The sequence below is a fragment of the Streptomyces malachitofuscus genome, assembly GCF_055571035.1.
In genome coordinates this window covers 142,293-160,268 of record NZ_JBVIGA010000020.1, presented here as the reverse complement: position 1 = coordinate 160,268, position 17,976 = coordinate 142,293, and the positions used below count along the sequence as shown (strand labels likewise).

At 73.1% G+C, this 17,976-nt stretch carries 16 protein-coding genes and 1 riboswitch; of the genes, 8 read left to right on the top strand and 8 right to left on the bottom strand.

The window, feature by feature from the left end; genetic code table 11:
- The first annotated feature begins 71 nt into the window (after window positions 1-71).
- On the top strand, window positions 72-1,136 hold the full coding sequence (gene trpD, locus ACZ44S_RS27260; protein WP_466933454.1) for an anthranilate phosphoribosyltransferase: 1,065 nt from the start codon (window positions 72-74) through the stop codon (window positions 1,134-1,136).
- A 78-nt stretch (window positions 1,137-1,214) separates the two neighbouring features.
- Window positions 1,215-1,331, top strand: a riboswitch (SAM riboswitch).
- Between the two features lie 165 nt (window positions 1,332-1,496).
- Window positions 1,497-2,867, top strand: coding sequence for an aminotransferase class V-fold PLP-dependent enzyme (locus tag ACZ44S_RS27255; protein ID WP_466933452.1), 1,371 nt, complete (start codon window positions 1,497-1,499; stop codon window positions 2,865-2,867).
- 212 nt (window positions 2,868-3,079) lie between these two features.
- On the opposite strand, the gene ACZ44S_RS27250 is transcribed toward ACZ44S_RS27255, so the two are convergent.
- The 7 genes from ACZ44S_RS27250 to ACZ44S_RS27220 all read right to left on the bottom strand — a co-directional run bounded on the left by ACZ44S_RS27250 (window position 3,080) and on the right by ACZ44S_RS27220 (window position 9,413).
- Window positions 3,080-4,243 (bottom strand): glycerate kinase, encoded by a 1,164-nt coding sequence (locus tag ACZ44S_RS27250; protein WP_466933450.1) that lies wholly within the window; start codon window positions 4,241-4,243, stop codon window positions 3,080-3,082.
- Window positions 4,244-4,255: 12 nt separating this feature from the next.
- A complete protein-coding gene (locus ACZ44S_RS27245) occupies window positions 4,256-5,671 on the bottom strand; it encodes an SLC13 family permease (protein WP_466933447.1) in 1,416 nt (471 codons plus the stop codon).
- A 77-nt stretch (window positions 5,672-5,748) separates the two neighbouring features.
- Window positions 5,749-6,411, bottom strand: coding sequence for a response regulator transcription factor (locus ACZ44S_RS27240; RefSeq protein WP_190162107.1), 663 nt, complete (start codon window positions 6,409-6,411; stop codon window positions 5,749-5,751).
- Window positions 6,408-7,775 (bottom strand): sensor histidine kinase, encoded by a 1,368-nt coding sequence (locus tag ACZ44S_RS27235; protein WP_466933495.1) that lies wholly within the window; start codon window positions 7,773-7,775, stop codon window positions 6,408-6,410. The genes ACZ44S_RS27240 and ACZ44S_RS27235 overlap by 4 nt, the downstream gene beginning before the upstream one ends.
- 76 nt (window positions 7,776-7,851) lie before the next feature.
- The gene (locus ACZ44S_RS27230; protein ID WP_466933444.1) at window positions 7,852-8,157 is read right to left on the bottom strand and encodes a small secreted hydrophilic protein; all 306 of its coding nucleotides are present in this window, start codon (window positions 8,155-8,157) and stop codon (window positions 7,852-7,854) included.
- Between the two features lie 237 nt (window positions 8,158-8,394).
- Window positions 8,395-8,676, bottom strand: a complete 282-nt coding sequence (locus ACZ44S_RS27225) for an Lrp/AsnC family transcriptional regulator (protein ID WP_006136621.1) — start codon at window positions 8,674-8,676, stop codon at window positions 8,395-8,397.
- Window positions 8,673-9,413: a rhomboid family intramembrane serine protease gene (locus tag ACZ44S_RS27220; protein WP_466933442.1), complete on the bottom strand. Its 741-nt coding sequence runs from the start codon at window positions 9,411-9,413 to the stop codon at window positions 8,673-8,675. The genes ACZ44S_RS27225 and ACZ44S_RS27220 overlap by 4 nt, the downstream gene beginning before the upstream one ends.
- Window positions 9,414-9,570: 157 nt before the next feature.
- Here ACZ44S_RS27220 and ACZ44S_RS27215 point away from each other — a divergent pair, with 157 nt between their 5' ends.
- The 5 genes from ACZ44S_RS27215 (at window position 9,571) to ACZ44S_RS27195 (ending at window position 14,946) form a co-directional block, all read left to right on the top strand.
- Window positions 9,571-9,810: a hypothetical protein gene (locus ACZ44S_RS27215; protein WP_073936621.1), complete on the top strand. Its 240-nt coding sequence runs from the start codon at window positions 9,571-9,573 to the stop codon at window positions 9,808-9,810.
- Window positions 9,811-9,874: 64 nt separating this feature from the next.
- The gene (locus tag ACZ44S_RS27210) at window positions 9,875-11,218 is read left to right on the top strand and encodes an NYN domain-containing protein (RefSeq protein WP_466933440.1); all 1,344 of its coding nucleotides are present in this window, start codon (window positions 9,875-9,877) and stop codon (window positions 11,216-11,218) included.
- A 231-nt stretch (window positions 11,219-11,449) separates the two neighbouring features.
- The gene (locus ACZ44S_RS27205; RefSeq protein WP_190162102.1) at window positions 11,450-12,490 is read left to right on the top strand and encodes a C40 family peptidase; all 1,041 of its coding nucleotides are present in this window, start codon (window positions 11,450-11,452) and stop codon (window positions 12,488-12,490) included.
- A 218-nt stretch (window positions 12,491-12,708) separates the two neighbouring features.
- Entirely contained in the window at window positions 12,709-13,722 is a 1,014-nt protein-coding gene (locus ACZ44S_RS27200) for a C40 family peptidase (protein ID WP_466933438.1), read from the top strand.
- A 33-nt stretch (window positions 13,723-13,755) separates the two neighbouring features.
- Entirely contained in the window at window positions 13,756-14,946 is a 1,191-nt protein-coding gene (locus ACZ44S_RS27195) for a hypothetical protein (protein ID WP_466933436.1), read from the top strand.
- A 463-nt stretch (window positions 14,947-15,409) separates the two neighbouring features.
- Here ACZ44S_RS27195 and ACZ44S_RS27190 read toward each other — a convergent pair whose 3' ends face one another.
- Complete coding sequence (locus ACZ44S_RS27190) at window positions 15,410-16,645, bottom strand: glycosyltransferase 87 family protein (RefSeq protein ID WP_466933434.1); 1,236 nt, start codon at window positions 16,643-16,645, stop codon at window positions 15,410-15,412.
- Window positions 16,646-16,766: 121 nt separating this feature from the next.
- Here ACZ44S_RS27190 and ACZ44S_RS27185 point away from each other — a divergent pair, with 121 nt between their 5' ends.
- Window positions 16,767-17,909: a glycosyltransferase family 4 protein gene (locus tag ACZ44S_RS27185; RefSeq protein ID WP_466933432.1), complete on the top strand. Its 1,143-nt coding sequence runs from the start codon at window positions 16,767-16,769 to the stop codon at window positions 17,907-17,909.
- Window positions 17,910-17,976: the final 67 nt, after the last annotated feature.

The window sequence follows — 17,976 nt, the reverse complement described above, 5'->3', positions numbered from 1 at the left end:
GAGCTGGATAGGGTGGAGCCCGGGACCCCTCCGGTCCCCAGGACCCACATCCACGACCATCAGGAGCGGCCATGAGCGCTGTGACCCCCGCTGGAGGCGACACCGCGGCGGGCCGCTCCTGGCCCGCCCTGCTGAACGGACTGCTGGACGGCCGGGACCTGTCCGCCGACGACACCGCCTGGGCGATGGACCTGATCATGCGCGGCGAGGCGACCGACGCGCAGATCGCCGGCTTCGCGGTCTCCCTGCGGGCCAAGGGCGAGACGGTCGAGGAGATCACCGGCTGTGTACGGGCGCTGTACGACCACGCCAATGTGATCGAGGTGCCGGGCGCGACGGTCGACATCGTCGGCACCGGCGGCGACGGCGCCAAGACGGTCAACATCTCCACGATGTCGTCGATCGTGGTGGCCGGCACCGGCGCCAAGGTCGTCAAGCACGGCAACCGGGCCGCGTCCTCGGCCTCCGGCGCCTCCGACGTCCTGGAGAAGCTCGGCGTCAACCTCGAACTGACCCCGCGACGGGTCGCCGAGGTCGCCGAGGAGGCCGGGATCACCTTCTGCTTCGCCGTGAAGTTCCACCCGGCGCTGCGCCACGTCGCCGCCGCCCGCGGTCAGCTGGGCATCCGCACGGTGTTCAACTTCCTCGGCCCGCTGGCCAATCCGGCGAAGGTCAAGGCCCAGGCGGTCGGGGTCGCCGACCCCCGGATGGCGCCCATCATGGCGGGAGTCTTCGCCGGACGCGGACACTCCTCGCTGGTGTTCCGCGGCGACGACGGCCTGGACGAGCTGACCACCACCGCCACCTCCAAGGTGTGGGTGGTCCGCGACGGCAAGGTCGCCGAGGAGACCTTCGACCCGCGCGACGTCGGGATCGACCTCGTGCCCGTCGAGGCCCTGCGCGGCGCCGACGCCTCCTACAACGCGGAGGTCGCCCGCCGCCTGCTGGACGGCGAACAGGGCCCGGTGCGGGACGCGGTGCTGCTGAACTCGGCGGCGGCGCTGGTCGCCCTGGAGCCGGGCCCGGGCACCCTGACCGAACAGCTCCGTGCCGGGATGGCGAAGGCGGCCGAGGCGATCGACTCGGGGGCCGCCAAGCGGGTCTTGGAGCGCTGGGTGGCCGTCAGCAACGCGTGAGCCGCCCCCACGGTGTGATGTCCCGCGATCCGGACACGGGTTGCGGGACATCGATCACCTCACGTATTTTCCTGACCAGGTCATGAGCGACAGCCATCAGGCCCCGGCCGGCTGTCCGGCAACCCTCCGTCCGTGGCGGGGTGCCCCGGGTGAGGACCAGGCCGTGAGCAGCAAGGCCCACGGCAAGCGCGGACCCCTCGAAACACCAGGGGTCCTGGTCGTCGAGGAGCCTTCCGTGAGCAAGCGAATGCGTTAGGGCTGCCGAGCCCCGCCTCCGCACACCCTCTTTCCCTCTTCTCCTGCGCGCTGGAGCGACGCCCGCTCGCGCGAGGATTCCGCCTGCCCCACGGGAGTTCCGCCATGTCCGTCTCCACCGTCGCCGCCGACCCGACCGTCCGTGCCCCGCTGCCCGTCCTGGGCCGGGACGTCACCGTCCCCCTCGTCACCGGCGGCGAAGTCACCTACGCCGCCCTCGACTACGCCGCCAGCGCGCCCGCCCTCCAGCGCGTGTGGGACGACGTGGCCGCCTACGCGCCGTACTACGGCAGCGTCCACCGGGGCGCCGGCTACCTCTCCCAGCTCTCCACCGACCTGTTCGAGAACGCCCGCAGGACCGTCGCCGAGTTCCTCGACTGCCGTACCGGGGACCAGGTGGTCTTCACCCGGTCCACCACCGACTCCCTGAACCTGCTCGCCTCGGCGCTCCCCGACGGCTGCGAGGTCTTCGTCTTCGAGACCGAGCACCACGCCTCCCTGCTGCCCTGGCGCGACGCCCGCGTCACCTACCTCGACGCCCCGGACGGCCCGCGCCGGGCCGTGGAGACCCTCGAGCGCGCCCTCGCCGGCCGGGACCCGCACGGCCCGGCCCTGGTCTGTGTCACCGGCGCCTCCAACGTCACCGGTGAGCTGTGGCCGGTACGGGAACTGGCCGCCGCCGCCCACGCGCACGGCGCGCGCATCGTGCTGGACGCCGCCCAGCTCGCCCCGCACCACCCGGTGAGCGTGAGCGGCCTCGACGTCGACTGGGTCGCCTTCTCCGGGCACAAGCTGTACGCGCCCTTCGGCTCGGGTGTGCTGGCCGGACGTGCCGACTGGCTGCGGGCGGCCGAGCCCTACCTCGCGGGCGGCGGCGCCAGCCGCACGGTCACCCGGCGCGCGGACGGGGGAGTGGACGTGGTGTGGCACGACAGCGCCGCCCGCCACGAGGCCGGCTCGCCCAACGTCATCGGCGCCTACGCCCTCGCCTCCGCGTGCCGGGCGCTCACCGAGGCCGGCTTCGAGGCGCTGGCCGTGCGCGAGGAGCGGCTGATCCGCACGGTGCGCGAAGGGCTCGCGGACGTTCCCGAGGTGCGGTTCCTGTCGCTGTTCGGGGACGACGCCCCGCGCGTCGGCGTGCTGTCCTTCGTCGTCGAGGGCTGGAACAGCTCGCACTTCGCCGCCGCGCTGTCCGCCGAGTACGGCATCGGCGTACGGGACGGGCTCTTCTGCGCGCACCCGCTGGTGCGGCGGCTGCTCGGCAGCGATCCGGGGGCGCAGGGCGAGTGCGGGGCGCCCGAGGCGGCGGCGCCGGGGGAGAAGTCGCTCAACGCGATCCGGGTCAGCTTCGGTGCGGGTACGCCGGACGAGCACGTGGAGCGTTTCGTGCGGGCGGTACGGGAACTGGTCCGGGACGGGGCGCGCTGGACCTACCACACGGTCGACGGCCGCTGCGTCCCCGACCCCTCTGCCTGAGAGTTTCCTCGCCCCCGCCGCCCCTTCCCGTCCCGACCTGGGGCTCCGCCCCAGACCCCGCTCCTCAAACGCCGGAGGGGCTGGATTGTGCCGGACGGGCTGAATACTTCAGCCCGTCCGGCGTTTGAGGACGAGGCCCGAAGGGCCGAAAGGGGGGTCTGGGGGCGCAGCCCCCAGGGTCGGGACGGGAAGGGGCGGCGGGGGCGGAAGAATCAGCCGCGGGCCGGCACGGGCAGACGGGCGCCCAGGACGATCATGCGCAGGGCGCGCTCCGTCGCGTCGGTGAGCAGCTCCGCGCCGCGGACCAACGCCTCCCCCAGCGCCATCGGCGCGGGCAGAATGCCATGACAGGCATCCACCCCCGGCACCTCCCCCGCCCCCTCACCCAACGTCCCCGCCAACGCCAGCACCGGCCGCCCCGACAGTTTGGCGCGCCGCGCCACCTCCGCCGGGACCTTGCCGCGCGGCGTCTGGTGGTCCAGCGCACCCTCCGCGGTGACGACCAGATCGGCACGCGCCAGCCGGGCGTCCAGGTCGAGATGGTCCAGCAGGACGTGGAAGCGCGGCAGGAGCGACGCACCCAGGGCGGCGAGTCCGGCACCCAGCCCGCCCGAGGCGCCCGTGCCCCGCCCGAGCCGCAGATCGACGCCGGTGACGGCGAGATCGCGGGTGAGGACCCGCGCCCAGTTCTCCAGCCCCGCCGACAGCTCCTCGACCTGTGCCGGCGTCGCCCCCTTCTGCGGACCGAACACCCGGGCCACGCCCCGCTCCCCGCACAGCACGTTGTAGGGGTTGCAGGCGACCAGGAACTCCACGTCCGCGATGCGGGGATCGAGACCGGTGGGATCGATCCGCGCCAACCGGGTCAACTCACCGCCTCCCGGGCCCAGTTCGAAGCCGTCCGCGTCCACCAGCCTGGCGCCGAGCGCCTGGAGCGCCCCCGCACCCCCGTCGGAGGTGCCCGAGTCACCGCAGCCGACCAGGATCCGCCGCACGCCCTGGTCGAGCGCGGCGCGGATCAGTTCCCCGACGCCGTACGTGGTGGTGGCGCCCGGGTCGCGCCGGGTGCGGGGGACGAGGGAGAGGCCGGCGACCGCCGCCATCTCCACGACCGCCGTGTCCCGGGAGCCGAGCAGCGCGAAGTGGGTGCCGACCGGTTCGCCGACCGGGCCGGTGGCGGCCAGCGCGACCAGCCGCCCGCCGGTCGCCGAGGCCAGCGCGGAGGCCGTGCCCTCACCGCCGTCCACCAGGGGGATCCGGTCGATCTCGGCGTCCGGAAGCACCCGGCGCACGCCCGCCGCGATGGCGTCGGCGGCGGCCCGGGCGGACAGTGACTCCTTGAAGCCGCTGGGGGCGACCACGACACGGTTCAGCATGAGGGGAACTCCTTATCGAGTCACGGGGACGCCGAGCAGCGGCCACACCGCGACGGCGAACAGCAGGACCAGGGCGGCGGTGAGCGGTGCCAGCACGGCGGACAGCCGCAGCAGGTCGCGCGGCGTGTAGGTGGGGGTGCCGGGGATCTCCGCGAAGAGCGTGACCGGCTTCGCGGAGGCCGGGAGCGTGTGGCAGAAGCCCGCGGCGGCGGTGGAGGCGAGCGCCGCCGCGACCGGGTTCACCCCGGCGCCCACGGCGGCCGCGACCACCAGCGGGACCAGCACGGAGGAACGGGCGGAGCGGGACTGGAGCAGCAGATGGGCCGCCGTGCTGACCGCGACGACGACCGCCAGGAACGTCACCGGGCCGATCCCCGCCGGCAATCCGCCGACCAGCCATGCCGCCGCCCCCGACTCGGCGAGCGCGACACCCATCGCCATCGTCGCCGCCATGAACAGCAGCAGCGACCAGGGCACCGTCTTCAGCGCGTCCTTCAGCCGTACGGTGCCCAGCGCCGGCGAGGCGGCCACCACCGCGCCTATCAGTGCGACCACGGCCGGCGACACCCGGTGCAGCGGCTCGCTGCACCACAGGGCGACGACCGTGGCCAGCAGCAGGGCGCAGCGCTTCTCGGCCTGGGTCCAGGGACCGGTGACCGGACGGTCGCTGTGCCGCTGGATCTCCTCGGCGCTGATGTGCACGGGTGCCGTGCGGTCGACGCGCCGGGTGGTGGTCGCCAGCACGGCCTCCGCGGCGAGATGGGAGGAGGCCACGGCCAGTGGCAACCCCAGCAACAGCCACTCCGTGAAGCCGACCCGGTCTCCGGTGGCCTCCCACAGCACGGACACGGTGATCAGATGCGCACCCGCACCGATCAGTGTCGCCACCGCGGACAGCAGGATCACGGTCGGGAACAGCAGCGCCAGCATCACGACCAGTCGTTTCCGGTCGGCGAGCGCCTTGGCGAGGGCCAGGAACACCGGCAGGGCCAGCGCGGCCCGGCCCGAGGTGGCGGGCACCGCGAAGGCCGTGACGACGAGCGCGGCCGTCGTCAGGTGCGTCAACTGCCGCACCGTACGCGCCCCGCCGACCAGAAAGGCCGCCGCCCGGCCCGCGAGCCCGGTCCGGGTGACCGCGGCCGCCAGCACGAAGGCGCAGATCAGCAGCCACACCGTCGAGTCGCCCAGGGTGCCGAACAGGGTGTCGCTGCTGATCACCCCGGTCACCGTCAGCGCGAGTCCGGCGCCCAGCGCGATGTAGGTGTCGTCGATCGGCGTACCGATCCACGCGCAGGTCGCCAGCGCGAACACGGCGAGGGTGAACCGCGCGTCCCCGCCGAGGCCGGGGAAGTTGCCGGGGACCGCCAGCAGGGCGCACAGCGACAGGGCCGCGCACAGCACGGCGGTCAGTCGGGGATTCAGCGTCACGTCATCGACGATTCACCTGGGCCATGAGCCGTCGATGAGCCGAAGATGAAGGGAACTTCACCCAACGGCGGGAGCACTCACGCGGGAAGCCGGTAGCCCATTCCGCGGACCGTCTCCACCTTCTCCGCGCCGAGTTTCTTGCGCAGCGCCCGCACGTACACGTCCACGATGTTGGAGCCCGGGTCGAAGTCGTAGCCCCACACGTGGGAGAGGATCTGTTCGCGGGAGAGTACCTGCCCGGGGTGCCTCAGGAACAGTTCCAGGAGCACGAATTCACGGGCCGTCAGATCCACGGTGCGGTCCCCGGCGCGGGCCCGGCGGGTGCGCAGGTCCAGGCTCAGCGAACCGGACCGCAGCACCGTCACCTCCGGTGCCCGGGCCGCCGTACGCAGCCGCAGCCGTACCCGTGCGAGCAGTTCCTCGAAACGGAACGGCTTGGTCATCCAGTCGTCGGCGCCGCCCTCCAGACCGGCCACCGTGTCCCGCACGGAGTCCCGCGCGGTCAGCACGATCACCGGGGTGGTCACCCGGGACTCGCGCAGCTCGCGCAGCACCGTGAAGCCGTCCCGGCCGGGCAGCCCGATGTCCAGGACGATCAGGTCGAACCCGCCGGTGAGCGCGTACGCGTGGCCGGCCTCGCCGTCACCGACGACGGTGGTGGTGAAGCCGTTCGCGCGCAGGCCCTTCTCCACGAAGGAGGCGATGCGCTCCTCGTCCTCGACGATCAGAATCCGGTTCACCTGTGTGCCTCTTCCAGCGTCAGTACGAAGGTGGCGCCGCCGCCCTCGGTGTCGTGCAGACGGACCCGCCCGCCGTGGCCCTCGGCGATCGCCCTGACGATCGACAGGCCGAGCCCCGCTCCCGAACCCCGCGCGCCCCGCCGGGAGGTGCCGCGCCGGAAGCGTTCGAAGATCAGCTCCCGGTCCTGCGGCCGGACCCCGGGCCCGGCGTCGGCCACGTACAGCTCGATGCGCGAGCCCTCGGCGCGGGAGCCGATGCGGATGGTCTGCCCGGCCGTGGTGTGCTGCACCGCGTTCTGCGCCAGCTGCACCATCGCCTGGGTGATCCGCTGCGGATCCAGCTCCGCCTCCCGGTCGGCTATGTCCGTGAGCTGCCAGTCGCGTTCGCCCAGGGTGCGCGCCTTGACGTAGACGTCGGCGGTGAGTTCGGCGAGCTGCACCGGCTCGGGGGTGACGAAGTCGGGGCGTTCGGCCTTGGCGAGCAGCAGCAGGTCCTCCACGATGCGGCTCATCCGGTCCAGTTCGTCGGTGACGAGGCGCACCGTCTCCTCGCGCTCGGCCGGGTCGTCGCCCATCAGCTCGAGATGGCCGCGCACGATGGTGATCGGGGTGCGCAGCTCGTGTCCGGCGTCGTCGACGAACTGGCGCTGGGCGGCGAAGGCCCGCTCCAGCCGGTCGAGCATCGCGTTGAACGTCTCGGCGAGGGCCGCGATGTCGTCGTGGCCGCGCACCGCGATGCGGCGGGTGAGATCCTGCTCGGTGAGCTGTGCGGCGGCGGTGCGCACCAGCCGTACGGGCTGCAGGATGCGTCCGGCGACCGCCCAGCCGATGCCGGTGGTCAGCAGCAGGGCGACCCCGGAGATGGCGAGCAGGACGCGGAACACCTCGTTCACCCGGGCCACTTCGCGCTCGGGGTGAAAGGCCACGACGAACGCCGCCTCCGGGTCGCCGCCGCCGTGCCGGGCCACGGACACCTTGGCCCAGCGGATCTCGCCCTCGGGCCGGTGCAGCACCCCGGACGCGTCGGGGGAGGCGAAGATGCGGCGCCGGGCGTCGGGATCCCGGTGCAGGGGGAGCGCGACGGGGAGGTCGCGCGGCTGGATGATCTGCGCCGGGCCCCCGCTCCCGCGGGCCACGAGACCGATCAGCTCCTCGTCGGGGTCGGCGTACTGGCGTTCCAGGAAGACCCGCAGCAGCCGGTCGGGGGCGGTGAAGGGCGCGCCCGTCTCCGGGTCGAAGCCCCGCTGCTCGAAGTTGGCGAACTCGCCGGTCTCCTGGGTGAGCAGCCCGTTGATCCGGTCGTCGACGTCCCGCAGCAGGAAGGAACGGGTGGTCATGGCGACCGAGGCGAGCGCGACCGCCATGACGAACAGCAGCCAGAGCAGGATGCGGACCCGGGCGGAGATCCGCCGGCGGACACGGTCAGCCGTCGTCGTCCGGTCAGCCGTCGTGGTCCGGTCCGTCGTCCTGGTCCGGTCCGTCGTCGCCGCCGGGGCCGTTGTCATCGTCATCACCCGCTGGGCTGTCGGTCACCGGGGGCCGGGAGACGACCTCGTCGCTCGGCGTCGGCTCGGGGCCTGTGGAGGAGGCCGTGGGGGTCGGAGTGGGCGATCCGCTGTCCAGTTCGACCCGCGGCGGCACCTTGGGCGGTTCGGGCGAGTCGGCGAGCGCGAAGCTGGTCGCGGCGACGCCCAGCGGAATCAGCACGACGGCGGCGAGGGCCGCCATCCGGCGAGTGAAAACCATGCCCCGATCCTGCGCACCGCACCGGAGCCCCGTGATGAATCCCAGATGAAGAACTCTTCATCCCCCATTGCGTCCAGCCCCTCCGGCGAACCAGCCGCTCCGGGACGATCCAGCCCTTCTGGGGGTGCCCCCTCCGGGGGAGCTTGAGAAGCGGGGTCCGGGGCGGAGCCCCGGGTCGGGACGGGAAGGGGCGGCGGGGGCGAAGAACGACCGGGCCACCCCCCGCCGCGAGAGGCCCTAGCTGTCCAGCCCGATGGCGAACGCCGCCTCCAGGTCGTGCTGCGAGTACGTCCGGAACGCCACATGAGTGTCGGTCCCCTCGACCCCCGGAATCTTGCTGATCCGGCCGGGGATGACCTCCGCCAGATCCTCGTGCTCCCGCACCCGGACCATGGCGATGAGGTCGTACGTCCCGGTGACGGAGAACACCTCGCTGACGCTGTCCAGCGCGGCGATCTGTTCCGCGATCTCGGGGATCCGGTCCACGCTGGTCTTGATGAGGACGATCGCGGTGATCACGGCTGGTTCTCTCCCTCGGGGGCCGGAGCAGGGGCGGACGCGGACTTCACTGTAGTCGCCCTGCCGCAGCACACCCACGCACAGCCGAAGCCCAGCCCGAACCCCACCAGGTGCGCCAGATACGCCACCCCCGGCCCGCCGTCCGCCCGTCCCGCCGCCGCCCACTGCAGCGCCGCCCAGAACGGCAGCACCACCCACGCCGGCAGGCGCACCGGCAGGAAGAACAGGAACGGCAGAAGACTGGTGACCCGCGCCCGCGGGAACAGGAAGAGGAACGCGCCGAGCACCGCCGAGATCGCCCCGGAGGCACCGACCAGGGAGCGGTCGGAGTCCGCGTTGGCGGCGGCGTATCCCAGCAGTGCCAGATAACCGCACCCGGCGTAGCACAGGGTGAACCGCACCCGGCCCATCCGTGCCTCGGCCATCGCTCCGAAGACGTGGAGGAACAGCATGTTGCCGAGCAGATGCACCCAGCTTCCGTGCACGAACAGCGCCGTGGCCGGCGTGAGAACGGCCCCGGGGGATCCTTCGAACAGGTCTGCGGGGATCACGCCCCAGCGCCGGAAATAGGCCCGCTGCGCCGCCAGCAGCTCCTCCCCGGATCCGTCGGCCGGATTCAGGCCCGAGGCCGGGCCGATCAGGAAGACCAGGCAGCACAGCACGATGAGGGTGCGGGTCACCGGCGCGGAGGTGCACCGGATCGCCGTGGCGGCCGACGCGCCCCAGTTTCGGATCATGGACACAGAGCATGGCGTAACCGGGCGCAACCGCACATACTGCCTCGCCGCCGTGGACGGGCGGGCGGCGAGGACCCGCCAGGCCGTAGGGTTACGTGCCACACGCACCGGGCGGCCCGGTGCGTCACGGACACTGGAAGGAAGGCGAACAGCCACGATGACGGTTCCTCTGCCGACCGCCTCGACGCGGTGGCGCTGCACCCTCTGCGGCAACCTCACCCGCTTCGACGTGACCCGCTCGTCGAAGGTCGTCGAGTACGTCCACCTCGACCTGGCCGGAGAGCCCAAGGTCGAGGAGCGCGAGGTGCTCGACGAGACGATCGAGTCGGTGCGATGCCGCTGGTGCAACGCCGTGGACCAGGTGGAACTCGTGGACAGGCCGGGCGCCGGCTCCTGACACGGAGCGGGCCCGCTGACGGCGACCCCGCGCACGGGGCCGCACAGGCATTGGGGTGTGACGGATGGTGGAGACCACGGGCGGGGGGCCGCAGGACGGCGCCGCCGAGGTGCTCGACCGTCCGCTGCCCGACGGAGTGCGCCGCCGGGTCGTCCAGATCGTCGCCGACGGCTTCGGCGGGCTCACGGTCGCCGAGCTGCCCGCCCAGCTCCGGCAGTACGCCCGGTTCGCCCCGAACCGCCGCGCCAAGTTCGCCGGCAACGCCATGGCGGCGGCACTGGAGACCGATCCGCTGTTCCGGCAGCGCATCGGGGAGAAGCTCAGGGAAGCCCAGCCGGAACTGACCGGCGCCCTCGACTCCGGCTCCCCGCCCCCGGCCGCGGACCCGCTCGACGTGGCGGCCGCGGCCTATGTGCTCCGCCCGGCCGGCTGGGTCAAGCTGGTGACCGCCGCCGGCGAGGAGGCCCAGCGCGCCCACGCCGAACGCGCCGACGAGGAGACCCGCGCCGAGCTGGAGCGGCTGCGCGACGAACTCGCCCGGGCCCGTGAGCACACCAGGTCGGAGACCGAGCGGCTGCGCGCCGAACTGGAGGCGGCGAAGAAGGAGGCCGAGTCGCTGCACCGCAAGCTGCGCTCCGCCCACAGCGACGTCAAGCGCGGCGAGGCCGCCCTGCGCAAACTGCGGGGCGAGATGGAGTCGGTGCGCGCCGAGAGCCACGCCCAGGTGTCGGCCGCCGAGAGCGAGAGCCGGCGGCTCAAGGCGCGGCTCGGCGAGACCGAGGCCGCGCTGGAGGCCGCGCGCCGGGCCGCCCGCGAGGGCCGCAGCGTCGAGGACATGCGGGTGCGGCTGCTGCTGGACACCGTGCTGGACGCCGCCCAGGGGCTGCGGCGCGAGCTGGCGCTGCCTCCTGTCTCCGTCCGGCCCGCCGAGACCGTGGACGCCGTGGAACCGGGGCGCATGACCCCCAAGGACATCGCCGCCCGCGCGCTGTCCGAGGACGATCCGGCCATCCTGAACCAGCTGCTGGCACTGCCGCAGGCCCATCTGGTCGTCGACGGCTACAACGTCACCAAGACCGGCTACCCCCAGATGCCCCTGGAGAAGCAGCGCCTGCGCCTGCTGGGCCAGCTCGCCCAGCTCGCCGCACAGACCGGCGCCGAGGTCACCTGCGTCTTCGACGGCGCCGAACTGGCCGCGCCGGTGCTGCTGGCGCCGCCGCGCGGCGTGCGCGTGCTGTTCTCCAAGCCCGGCGTCACCGCCGACGAACTGATCCGCCAGCTGGTGCGCGCGGAGCCGCCGGGGCGGCCCGTCATCGTCGTCTCCACCGACCGGGAGGTCGCCGACGGGGTCGCCCGCGCCGGCGCACGCCCCGTCGCGTCGGCGGTGCTCCTCAAGAGGCTTTCCTAGTATCTGATTCACATCCGTCCCCCGTGCAACGTAACGGGTCTATGCCCGAATTGACGGAACCGTCACGCAACGTAGCGTCAATCGGACATCACTGCAGGTGAGTTGAGGCCAAATAAACCCGCTGTAACGGAGATTTTGTGTCCGGGGATTTGAACTGATCACAAGAGAATCACTAGGGTCTGCCTTCGAACCCGCGCTCGCGCGATCACTCTCGAGAAGGAGCTCGTCTCCGTGGCGTCCCACCGTCGTCCCAAGCAGCCGAGCCGCGCACGTGTGACCGTGCTCACCACCGCTGCCGCAGCTGCCGTCGTCATGAGCTCGCAGGCCGCCAACGCCGCTCCCAGCGAGAAGCCGAGCAAGGACGAGGTCAAGGCCAAGGTCGACAAGCTCTACGAGCAGGCGGAACAGGCCACCGAGAAGTACAACGGCGCCAAGGAGAAGCAGGAGAAGCTCCAGAAGGAGATCTCCACGATCCAGGACAACGTCGCCAAGGGCCAGCAGGAGCTCAACGACCTGCGCGACGGCCTCGGCACGATGGCCAGCGCCCAGTACCGCAGCGGCGGCATAGACCCCTCCCTGCAGCTCTTCCTCTCCGCCGACCCGGACGACTACCTCGACAAGGCGTCCACCCTCGACCAGCTGAGCACGCAGCAGGTCGACGCGCTGAAGAAGATCCAGGAGAAGCAGCGCGAACTCGCCCAGCAGCGCTCCGAGGCGTCCGAGAAGCTCAAGGACCTCGCCTCCACCCGCACCGAACTGGGCAAGAAGAAGAAGGAAGTCCAGGGCAAGCTCTCCTCCGCGCAGAAGCTGCTCAACAGCCTCACCGCCGAGGAGAAGGCCCAGCTCGCCGAGGAGCAGAACCGCGCCACCCGCGCCAGCGAGCGCGACGCCCTCTCGGTCAACGTCCCGCCCGGCTCCGGACGCGCCGCCGCGGCCTTCGCCGCCGCCCAGAGCAAGCTCGGCTCGCCCTACGTGTACGGCGCCACCGGCCCGTCCTCCTTCGACTGCTCCGGCCTCACCTCCTGGGCGTACGCGCAGGCCGGTGTCGGACTGCCGCGCACCTCACAGGCCCAGACCGGCGCCGGCACCAAGATCTACTCGACGAGCCAGCTCAAGGTCGGCGACCTGGTCTTCTTCTTCAACGACCTGCACCACGTGGGCCTCTACGCGGGCAACGGCCAGATCATCCACGCCCCCCGCACCGGCACGGTCGTGCGCTACGAGTCGATGAACACCATCGGCGGCCCGTTCATGTTCGGCGTCCGCGTCTAGCGTTCGCCCGCAGCAGGTCCCGACCCCTTCCCGGTGGCCCGGTGCGCCCGTTAGGGGGAATCGCACCGGTGCCGATCGGCCCCACGCCCCGCCTTCGACGCAGGTCACAGGCGGGGCGTCACCGTTTGTGCGTGCTCCGGCCGTTGGTCCGGGCTCCGTCGCCGACGCTACTGTCTGCCGCGTTTCCCTGTCCGCCAGCGGAAGGAGCGCGGCTTCCCGTGGGGTCCCATCGCCGTACCGCACCGTCCTCCGGATCCGACCGGAGCACCGTCGTCGCCCTCGGCCTGCTGTCCGCGGCGGCCACCACCCTCGGCGCGGTCCCGGCCGCGGCGACGCCGCACGACGACACCCGGTCCGAGGTGGACCGCCTCTACCAGGAGGCCGAGAAGGCCACCGAGGCGTACAACGCGGCCGACGAGCGCGCCGACGGACTGCGCCGGCAGATCGCCACCGCGCAGGACGGGATCGCCCGCAAGCAGCACCGCGTCAACACCATGCGCGAGTCGCTGGGCTCGCTGGCCGGCGCCCAGTACCGCTCCGGCGGCCTGGAACCCGCCGTCGCCCTGCTGCTCTCCGACGACCCGGAGGACTACCTGGAGCGGGCCTCCGTCCTCGACCGGATCACCGTCCACCAGGCCGGTGAGCTGAGCAGGCTCCGGGCGGCCCTGCGGTCCCTCGCCCAGGACCGCGCGGAGGCGGCCGGCAAGCTCCGGGCGCTGGAGAAGAGCCGCAAGGCCGTCGCCGCCCACAAGCGGACCGTCGAGAGCAAGCTCGCCGAGGCCCGCCGGCTGCTCAACTCCCTCCCGGCCGGCGAACGCGCCGCCTGGGACCGGGCCGGCCGCTCCGCCCGCACGGACCTGCTCGGCCCCGGCGGCACCTCCGCCTCGGGCCGTGCGGCAGCCGCCGTCGCCGCCGCCCGCTCCGCCCTCGGCAAGCCCTACGTGTGGGGCGCCAACGGCCCCGGCGGCTTCGACTGCTCCGGACTCACCCAGTGGTCGTACGCCCAGGCCGGGGTCGCCCTGCCGCGCACCTCGCAGGCCCAGCGGTACGCCGGCCGGCAGGTCCCGCTCTCCGAGGCGCGCCCCGGCGACCTGGTCGTCTACCGCTCCGACGCCTCCCACGTCGGGATGTACATGGGCAACGGCCAGGTGATCCACGCGCCCTACCCCGGCGCCCCCGTGCGCTACGACCCGGTCGGGATGATGCCCGTCTCGTCGGTCACCAGGGTCTGACCGGGACGGCTCCACGCCCGTACCCTCGGAAAGGTGGCTGATCGACGGCGGGTGACGGGAGCGTCCTTGGTGACGCTGTGTCTGCTGCTGGTCTCCCTGGTCTCGTGCGGCGGCGGCAGCACCGTCGACGGCGCCCGCGCGGAGGTGCAGTCGCTCCTCGACCGGCGCGCGGAGGCGGTCCTCGAACGGGACGCCACCGCCTACGCCCGCACCGGCACCCGGGCCGGGTTCGACAACCTGCGCGCGGTCCCGCTCGCGGACTGGTCCTACCGGGTCACGTCCCTGGACCGCACCGGCGACAGCGCCACCGTCTCCGCCGACCTCAGCTACCGCGTGGAGGGCCACGACCGTTCGCCGGTCGTCACCGCCCGCTCCCTCGGCCTGAGCCGGGACCGGGACGGCCACTGGACCGTCGATTCCGACCGCCCCGCGCGGAAGTCCGGCCAGCAGCTGTGGGACCAGGGCCCGGCGCGGGCCGTCCGGGGCGAACGCAGCCTGGTGCTGGGCGTCGGACAGCCCGCCGGCAAGCTGCGCGACTACGCCGCGCTGGCCGACCGCGCGGTGCCCGCCGTGTCCGACGCCTGGGGCCCGGAATGGACCGGGCGCGTCCTCGTCATGGTCCCGGAGTCCCTGGAGGGCATGGCGGGCCTGCTGGGCTCACCCGCCTCCTCCTACCGGGGCATCGCCGCCGTCACCACCGGCGCCACCGGCACGGACGGGCGGGCACCGGCGGACCGGGTCATCGTCAACCCGGACGCCTTCGGGCTGCTCGGCGACTCGGGACGGCAGGTCGTCCTCACCCACGAGACCACCCACGTCGCCACCCGCGCCCACACCTCGCCCGCGACCCCGCTCTGGCTGTCCGAGGGGTACGCCGACTGGGTCGGCTACCGCGACGGCGGCCGGGGTCCCGCCGAGGCCGCACCGGAGCTCGCCCACGCGGTGAGCCAGGGCGAGGTGCCCGGCGCCCTGCCCACCGACGAGGACTTCGGCTTCTCGGGCGACGCGGACGGCCTCGCCCGCGCCTACGAGGGCGGCTGGCTGGCCTGCCGCCTGATCGCCGACCGCTGGGGCGAGCAGCGCCTCGGCGAGTTCTACCGCGCGGTGGGCGCGCACGAGGACCGCGAGGGCGCGGTCGAGTCCGCGATGAACAGCGTGCTGGGCACCACCCCGGAGGACTTCACCCTCCAATGGCACGACTACATGAAAGCCACCCTGTCCTGACCCTCCCTCGACCGCCTGCGGGGCGGCTGCGGGGCGGCTGCGGGTAGGGGTCGTATGCCTGCGGCGCAGCAGCGGGTGGGTGCGGGCTTGGGTAGCGCCCACGGCCGGTGGGTGGTGCGGGGCCGGGTCGGGGGTGTCCGTCCTCGGACCGGCGCGACTGTGTCGCTCGGGGAGGCCGAGGGCGCGGACGCGCCGGCCACTGCGGGCGAACACCCCCGCCCCGACCCCTCCCCGCCGTAGGCGGGTTCCCACGGTCAGCCGCGCCGCCGCTCCCGCGGCTCCTGCGGTTGCCGCGGGCAGTCGTGCCTCCCCCAGTGCCTCAAGGGCCTGGGAGGTACCCCCAGGGCGGCACGGGTGGGCGCGACGGCACCCCGCATGCGCCGGGCTGCGCACGCATCCCCCCGGGTCCACCGCCACGCCGCGGCACCCACAAGCGCCGGGCCGCGCAAACCCGCACCCGGCGTCAGGACGAGACCGGCGTCTCCGCCGCACGGGCCGGTCCCGGCACCGACGGAATCTCCCGCCGCCGCGGCACCGTCGTGCACCACAGCACCCGAGCCGCGCTCACCGTCGCCACGACCAGCAACCCGTTGCGAACCACCAGCAACGAAATCCCCAGCGCGTCGCTCGCCACGACATGCGCGAACCACAACGGAAACTCCAGCACCGTCACCAGGCAGGCCCCCAGCACCAGCCCCACCGGCACCCCCATCCGGCTCCCACGGAAGCACAGACAGACCGCCCCCAGCCCCACCAGCCACACCATGTACTGCGGGCTGATCACCCGGCTCGTGGTCGTGAACATCAGCACCCCCACGAACGCGGCATCAGCGACCGTGTGCGCCTCGAAACGCTTCGCCAGCACCCGCCACAGCACCAGCCACCCCAGCGCCACCCCCGTCAGGAACAGCGCCCCCGTGCTCACCCAGTCCACATACGGCCCGAGGAACTCCACCGAGCCGTAGTTGAGCAGCACCTCGCCCTCCCAGCCGTGATGCCGCGCCACATGGAAGACCAGCGCCCCCAGCGACTCCACCTCCGTCCCCCGGTCCCGCTGGAACCCGAGGAACGCGAACGCCCCCGGCATCAGCACGGCGAACAGCACGGCCACGCCGACACCCGTCACCCCCGCCGACACCCACGCCCCGCGCCGCCGCACCGCGAGCAGGAGCAATGCCGGCCACACCTTCACCAGCGCCCCGAACGCCGCCAGCGCCCCCAGCACCCGCGGATGCCGGCCGGCGGCGAGCAGCCCGGCCACCGCCACCGCCGTCACCATCACGTCGTACCGCGCGTACACCGTCGGCCCGAGCAGCGGCACGCCCGCCACCCACACCCAGGCCCCGCGACGCGTCCGCCCGGGGCCGCGCCCGGCGTACAGCAGCATCGCCAGCGTGATCAGGTCGGCGGCGCAGGCCAGCACGAAGAACGCGGTCGCGTACTCCAGGAACGGCAGCAGAGCGGGGGAGAGGATTGCCAGCGCCGCCGCGGGCGGGTACTGCCAGGTCACGTCGTTCAGCGGAAACGTTCCGGTACGCAGGACGTCGTACCAGCCCTGGTAGATCACCGACACGTCGCTGGTGACGTCGGGGCCCGGGAAGACGATCACCTTGAGCACGCACAGCAGCAGTGCCGTTCGCGTCAGCGCCCAGATGATCAGGAGCCATGCCAGGGACCCTCGTGCGGCCGTCGTCTCCACGTGATCCCTGCCCGTTCGGTGTGCCGTCGTGAGGGGCCATGATGTCCCGGACACGGGTGTACGTGCCACAGAGCACCGCCGTGGCGTACGGCGAAAGCACCGTTCGGTAGGGTCTGCGACGATGCACAAGACCCTGATCGTGACCAACGACTTCCCGCCCCGGCCCGGCGGCATCCAGGCGTTCCTGCACAACATGGCGCTGCGGCTCGACCCGGAGCGCCTCGTCGTCTACGCCTCCACCTGGAAGCGCTCCCGGGAGGGCGTCGAGGCGACCGCCGCCTTCGACGCCGAGCAGCCCTTCACCGTCGTACGCGACCGTACGACGATGCTGCTGCCGACCCCGGCCGCCACCCGGCGGGCCGTCGGGCTGCTGCGCGAGCACGGGTGCACCTCGGTGTGGTTCGGGGCGGCGGCGCCGCTCGGCCTGATGGCACCGGCCCTGCGCCGCGCGGGCGCGCAGCGGATCGTCGCCACCACCCACGGCCACGAGGCCGGCTGGGCCCAGCTCCCGGCCGCACGGCAACTGCTGCGCCGGATAGGGGAGTCCACGGACACGATCACCTACCTCGGTGAGTACACGCGCTCCCGGATCGCCTCGGCGCTGACCCCCGAAGCCGCCGCGCGGATGGTGCAGCTGCCGCCCGGCGTCGACGAGAAGACCTTCCACCCCGGCTCGGGCGGCGACGAGGTGCGGGCGCGTCTCGGGCTGACCGACCGCCCGGTGGTCGTGTGCGTCTCGCGGCTGGTGCCGCGCAAGGGCCAGGACACGCTGATCCGGGCCATGCCCGCGATCCTGGCCGCCGAACCGGACGCCGTGCTGCTGATCGTCGGCGGCGGCCCCTACGAGAAGGACCTGCGCCGCCTCGCCCACGACACGGGCGTCGGCGCCTCCGTCCGCTTCACCGGCTCCGTCCCCTGGTCCGAGCTGCCCGCCCACTACGGCGCCGGCGACGTCTTCGCGATGCCGTGCCGTACCCGGCGCGGGGGCCTGGACGTCGAGGGCCTCGGCATCGTCTACCTGGAGGCGTCCGCGACGGGTCTCCCCGTCGTGGCCGGCGACTCCGGCGGCGCCCCCGACGCGGTCCTCGACGGCGAAACCGGCTGGGTCGTCCCCGGCGGCTCCCCGACCGACACGGCCGACCGCATCACCACGCTCCTCGCCGACGAGGAACTCCGCCGGCGCATGGGAGAGCGCGGCAGAGAATGGGTCGAACAGAAATGGCGCTGGGACCTACTGGCGGACGAACTGCGAAAGCTGCTCTGAAGCGGCTTCCCCGCAGACTCCGCCGAGGGCAGCTCCCCAGGGGCGCGGGGAACTGCGCGACAAGCCA